The sequence below is a fragment of the Psychrobacter sp. genome (assembly GCF_036731945.1).
GTDB lineage: Bacteria > Pseudomonadota > Gammaproteobacteria > Pseudomonadales > Moraxellaceae > Psychrobacter.
The window spans coordinates 1-351 of record NZ_DAINDI010000041.1 but is presented as its reverse complement, the minus strand read 5'-3'; the positions used below and the strand labels follow the sequence as shown (position 1 = coordinate 351).

Below are 351 nucleotides of genomic sequence, written 5' to 3'. Positions count from 1 at the left end.
ATCGAAATAGGCAAGAAACTCAACCGTCGCCACTGCGCCCGCAAACTGTGAGCTAATGGCAAATATTAAGTTAATAAAAGAGCCACAAAACGACGCTAAGTGCTGCGGTGGACCTGCCTCACCTCCCAACTTCTTTAGGCCATCGAGCAAAAATGGATATAACGATACTGAGACGCAGTAAGGTTTTAGGCTGGTTTCGTCATGTACATAAATTTCATGAGCTTCAATTTGGCGCAAATACTCATCTGCCAAATGACTATCAAAACATGTGCGAATCTGCTGTTGTACTTGACTGCGATTAACCTGAATAAAATAATCTTTCATAATTTCGCTTTCTAAAGTGGCGATATT

At 41.3% G+C, this 351-nt stretch carries 1 protein-coding gene; it reads right to left on the bottom strand.

Going from position 1 to position 351, the window contains the following annotated elements:
• The coding region (gene nrdD / locus V7D75_RS09395; RefSeq protein WP_333614350.1) for an anaerobic ribonucleoside-triphosphate reductase at positions 1 to 324 on the bottom strand (324 nt) is incomplete at its 3' end.
• Positions 325 to 351 lie beyond the last annotated feature (27 nt).